The sequence below is a fragment of the Hyphomonas sp. genome (assembly GCF_040882205.1).
In the GTDB taxonomy this organism is placed as follows: domain Bacteria; phylum Pseudomonadota; class Alphaproteobacteria; order Caulobacterales; family Hyphomonadaceae; genus Hyphomonas.
In genome coordinates, this window is record NZ_JBBEBT010000159.1 from 1 (window position 1) to 4,325 (window position 4,325).

Consider the following 4,325-nt stretch of genomic DNA (forward strand, 5'->3'; position numbering starts at 1 on the left):
GCTGTCGCTTGGCGGCGACACGGCCAGCCCCGGCGCCCTGCGCGGCGATCTCTTCGCGCTGGCGGCAGCCGTCTTCGTCTCCTTCTACATGCTGTTCTCCAAACTCGCCCGGCGCACCCTCGGCGGCCTTGAGGCCATGTTCTGGCTCAGCGTCTTCGAAAGCGGCCTCGCCTTCCTCGTCGTCCTCGCCTCCGGCGAAGACTTCATGCCGAAAACATCCGCCGGTTTCCTAGTGCCGCTGGCGCTCGCCATCATCGTGCAGGTGGCGGGGCAAGGCCTGATCATCTCCGGCCTCGGCTCGACCGACACCGCCGTCGCGGGCATCCTTGTCCTCGCCCAGCCGGTCGTGGCCGCCGCGATCTCCTGGAGCCTGTTCGAGGAGCCCCTCAGCGCAATCCAGGCCGCCGGCGCCGCGGCAATCCTCATCGCCGTCTGGCTCGCCCAGCAGAAACAGCGTGTCCGCATCGCTGCCGAAACGTAGAGGGTCGCAACTGTCACAAAAGCGGGCTAGACCAGCCCCGAACCCTGCCCATCCGGAGCCAAGCCCCATGCGCCTCGCCCTTCTCGCCCTCGCCCTCCTCGCCGGCTGCACCACCGCCCCGGACCAGCCTGTCGCCGCTCTGGAGGCCGCCGCCCCGCCTGCCCGCACCCCGCAGGTTCCTCAGCAGGCGGACGATACCTACTACACCACCGCCGCCGCCTCGGTGGACGCCCGCATCGGCGCGCGCGGCGCGAAGCCGGCGAAGAACGTCATCCTCTTCATCGGCGACGGTATGGGCATCTCCACCATGACCGCCGCCCGCATCTATGCCGGCCAGTCTGCCGGGGTTGACGGTGAAAGCTATCACCTCGCGATGGACGGCCTGCCCTTCTCGGCTCTGTCGAAAACCTACAGCCACAATTTCCAGATCTCCGATTCCGCCGGCACCGCCGTCGCCATGGTCAGCGGCATCAAGACCCTCTCCGGCGTCCTCGGCGTGAACAGCAAGGCGAGCTATGGCAACTGCGCCAGCGTCGCGGGCAACACCGCCGAAACCCTGTTCGAACTCGCCGCCCGGGCGGGCCTCGCAACTGGCCTCGTGTCGACCGCCCGCATCACGCACGCAACTCCCGCATCGGCCTATGCCAAATCGCCCCACCGCAACTGGGAGTCCGACACCGACATGAAAGGCGCCTCGTCCGACACCTGCAAGGACATCGCCCGCCAGCTGATCGAATGGCCGGAAGGCAGCTTCGACGTGATCCTCGGCGGCGGCCGCGAGAAATTCCTGCCCACCGGTACGCCGGATCCGGAATATGAAGACAAGACCGGCGAGCGTAGCGACAAGCGCAACCTGATCGAGGAGTGGACCAGAAAATCTCCCGATCACAAGTTCGTCTTCGACAAGGCCGGCTTCGATGCCGCAGACTTTTCCGGTCCCGCCAAAGTCCTTGGCCTGTTCGAACCGGCGCACATGCAATTCGAACTCGACCGCGAGAAGGACAAGGCCGGCGAGCCCCATATTGCCGAGATGACCCGCGCAGCGATCTCCCGGCTTTCGCAGGATTCGGACGGTTATGTCCTGATGGTCGAAGGTGGCCGCATCGACCATGCCCACCATGGCGGCAACGCCATCCGCGCCCTTGAGGATACCATGGCCTTCGACGCGGCCATCGCCGCCGCGCTCGCGATGACCAATCCGGAAGAGACACTGATCATCGTCACCGCCGACCATTCGCACACGCTGACGATTGCCGGCTACGCTCAGCGCGGCAATCCAATCCTCGGCCTCTCCGCCTCCGGCCTTGGCGGCGAAGGCGGCTCGAGCGGCTCTGACGGGCTTCCGTACACGACGCTTGGCTATGCCAACGGACCCGGCGCCTGCCGCGAAGCCGGCACGGGCTCAGACGGCAAGCCTGCGCTCGACTGCGCCCGCCAGGACCTCACCGGCGTCGATACGCTCTCCCCCGATTTCCGCCAGCCTGCGCTCGTGCCGATGTATTCGGAAACGCATGCAGGCGAGGACGTTGCCGCCCTCGCCTCCGGTCCCGGTGCAAACCTGATCAGCGGCGTGATCGAGCAGAGCGAGATCTTCCACGTCATGGCCCGCGCGCTGGGCCTCGTGCCGGCGCCCGCCGCCGACTAACCCGGGGCTGGCCATTTAGAGCGGATCGTCGCGGCGTCGAAGTAATCGTGCCAGACGGTGATCTGGCCGTTCTCGACTTCGAAGACCCCCGCGACCGTCAGCTCGACCTGTCCGGTCGCCAGCTGGTGGCGGTCGAGCCGTTCGAGGAACACATGCTTGCCGTGCGTAAGCTCACGGAGAATGATGAACTCGTTGACCAGCGTCGGGGCGAAGAACGCCTTCAGCACCCCGCGCACGCCCGCCGGTCCGGTAGCCTTGCCGAGCTGCATATTCTCGTAATCACGAGTGTCCGCGATCAGTGTCATCACGGCATCATAGTCGAAGGCTTTCACCGCGTTGAGGAAGGCGTGAACCGTGCCTGCAGGGTCAAGTTGAAGGGTCTGCATGGCGCCTCTCCTGTGGAGCGGGATCAGGCTTTGGATCTGAGGGCGCCGCTGGCCCGCACTGGCACAAGGCAGGCAATCGCCAGCGCGGTGTTCGGCAGGTTGCTGATTGCAAAGCGGTCGCCGCCGACAGCGCACCATCGATCAGGAACCAGATCACCAGCGCCGCTGTCAGCCCGCGCCAGGCGCTCGCTCCGGCACGGGAATGGCGGGCAAGAGGAAAAGGATCGTCAGGCCCCGCCCCGCCGTCACCGCGCCCATCAGCGCGACTGACAAGCGGATGCCCGGCGCCTCGAGACAATCCGCAGGCAAGGGGCTGGCAGAGAGAATACCTCAAAGCAGGCGAACGATACCCTCCGTGGCCGGAAGGCCGCCGGCTGCCAGCGCCGCGCCAAGCATAATGATGCCCCTGCACCGAGCCGTGATCCATGTTTTCCAGAATGCGTTCATTGCCAGCCTCCTGTCTTGCGTATGCAGCGAGACTGCCCCTGAAGGCGTAAGGCCCGCAATTACCTGCGAGGTCATGGGCTCGCGTAGCCGTCCCTGCGAGCATGCCGGCATGAGCCTGCGTGAGCCCTCCCCTCCTGCCGCCCAAAGAGATGCCCTTGCCGCTCTGCTGGGCCGTTTTCGCGCCGCGCGCCGGATGAGCCAGCTCGACCTCACCCTCGACTGCGATGTCTCCGCCCTCCATCTCTCCTTCCTCGAGACCGGCCAGGCAAAACCCAGCCGCGAGACGGTGCTGCAGATTGCCGACGGCCTCATCCTGGCGCTGGCCAGCCGCAACGCGCTGCTTCAGGCCGCCGGGCCTTTCCGCGCCGTGCTGCAGGAAATGATGGACCGGCCTGCGCCATATCCTGCCATCCTTGCCGACCGCCACTGGCGCGTTCGCGCCACCAATACCTCCACCGCCCTCCTGCTTGCGCCGCCACAAGGCGAGGCGAACGAGACCAGCCTCATCCGTATGCTGACGGACAGTCCCGCCGCCGAAGCGGTGATCGAGAACTTGCCCGCAGCCGTCCGCGAAATGCGCGGCCGCATTGCCCCCGAAGCGCTCGAGGCCGGCAATGGCCCGGTCCTGCGCGATCTCCTCGAAGCGCTTGAAGCGGCCAGCCTGCGCCACCCCGTCGCCCGCCCGTCCCGCTGATCGTCAATGCGCCCGGGGGCCAGATGAGCTTCCTCTCCACCATCGCCCATTTCGGCACCAGCGAAGACATCACCGTCCGCGACCTGCGCCCCGAACGCCTCTTCCCCGCCGACGATTTCACCCGTGCAGCGTTGAAGGCGATGGCGAGCTAACCCTGCGTCAATCTGGCCAAAGTGGCCGCCTTGCGCGACACTCCGGAAATCACAAAAACCTCCGGAGGAACCGCCATGAAAGCTGCCGTGATGCGCGAGGCCAACAAGCCTCTGTCGATCGAGGACGTCACCATCTCCAAGCCCGGCCCGCGCGAGGTTCTCGTGCGCCTCAAGGCCATCGGCGTCTGCCATTCAGACGTCCACTTCTGGGACGGCAATTTCCCGACCGAGATGCCCGTCATCCTCGGCCATGAAAGCGCCGGCGTCGTCGAACAGGTCGGCTCGATGGTCTCGGCCGTAAAGCCGGGCGACCATGTCATCTCCATCCTCTCGCCCTTCTGCGGCGTTTGCGAATATTGCGTCACCGGCCACATGTCGATCTGCCACACGGTCAATGGCGCACAGTTCAAGCGCGGACCCGAAGAAGCGCCCCGCCTCTCCATTGGTAAGGAAAAGGTCGGCCAGTTCCTGAACCTTTCCTCCTTTGCCGAGCAGATCCTCGTTCACGAGAACGCCCTTT

The 4,325-nt window shown here is 65.9% G+C and carries 6 protein-coding genes; 5 read left to right on the forward strand and 1 reads right to left on the reverse strand.

The window, feature by feature from the left end:
• The coding region (locus WEA77_RS06450) for an EamA family transporter (RefSeq protein ID WP_368067049.1) at positions 1-481 on the forward strand (481 nt) is incomplete at its 5' end.
• A 67-nt stretch (positions 482-548) separates the two neighbouring features.
• Positions 549-2,126 carry an alkaline phosphatase gene (locus WEA77_RS06455; protein WP_368067050.1) on the forward strand — a complete coding sequence of 526 codons (1,578 nt, stop codon included), beginning with the start codon at positions 549-551 and terminating at the stop codon, positions 2,124-2,126.
• Here WEA77_RS06455 and WEA77_RS06460 read toward each other — a convergent pair.
• Positions 2,123-2,512 (reverse strand): limonene-1,2-epoxide hydrolase family protein, encoded by a 390-nt coding sequence (locus tag WEA77_RS06460; RefSeq protein ID WP_368067051.1) that lies wholly within the window; start codon positions 2,510-2,512, stop codon positions 2,123-2,125. The genes WEA77_RS06455 and WEA77_RS06460 overlap by 4 nt on opposite strands.
• Positions 2,513-3,152: 640 nt before the next feature.
• Between WEA77_RS06460 and WEA77_RS06465 the strand changes: the two genes are divergently transcribed.
• The 3 genes from WEA77_RS06465 to WEA77_RS06475 all read left to right on the forward strand — a co-directional run.
• Entirely contained in the window at positions 3,153-3,653 is a 501-nt protein-coding gene (locus WEA77_RS06465; protein ID WP_368067052.1) for a hypothetical protein, read from the forward strand.
• 23 nt (positions 3,654-3,676) lie between these two features.
• Positions 3,677-3,805 carry a hypothetical protein gene (locus WEA77_RS06470; protein ID WP_368067053.1) on the forward strand — a complete coding sequence of 43 codons (129 nt, stop codon included), beginning with the start codon at positions 3,677-3,679 and terminating at the stop codon, positions 3,803-3,805.
• A gap of 75 nt (positions 3,806-3,880) precedes the next feature.
• On the forward strand, positions 3,881-4,325 hold a 445-nt coding region (locus tag WEA77_RS06475), incomplete at its 3' end, for an alcohol dehydrogenase catalytic domain-containing protein (protein ID WP_368067054.1).

Excerpts from the sequence above, each read along its gene's own strand:
- WEA77_RS06455 (WP_368067050.1), top strand. The coding sequence starts at position 549 with ATGCGCCTCGCCCTTCTCGCCCTCGCCCTCCTCGCCGGCTGCACCACC.
- WEA77_RS06460 (WP_368067051.1), bottom strand. The coding sequence starts at position 2,512 with ATGCAGACCCTTCAACTTGACCCTGCAGGCACGGTTCACGCCTTCCTC.
- WEA77_RS06465 (WP_368067052.1), top strand. The coding sequence starts at position 3,153 with ATGAGCCAGCTCGACCTCACCCTCGACTGCGATGTCTCCGCCCTCCAT.
- WEA77_RS06470 (WP_368067053.1), top strand. The coding sequence starts at position 3,677 with ATGAGCTTCCTCTCCACCATCGCCCATTTCGGCACCAGCGAAGACATC.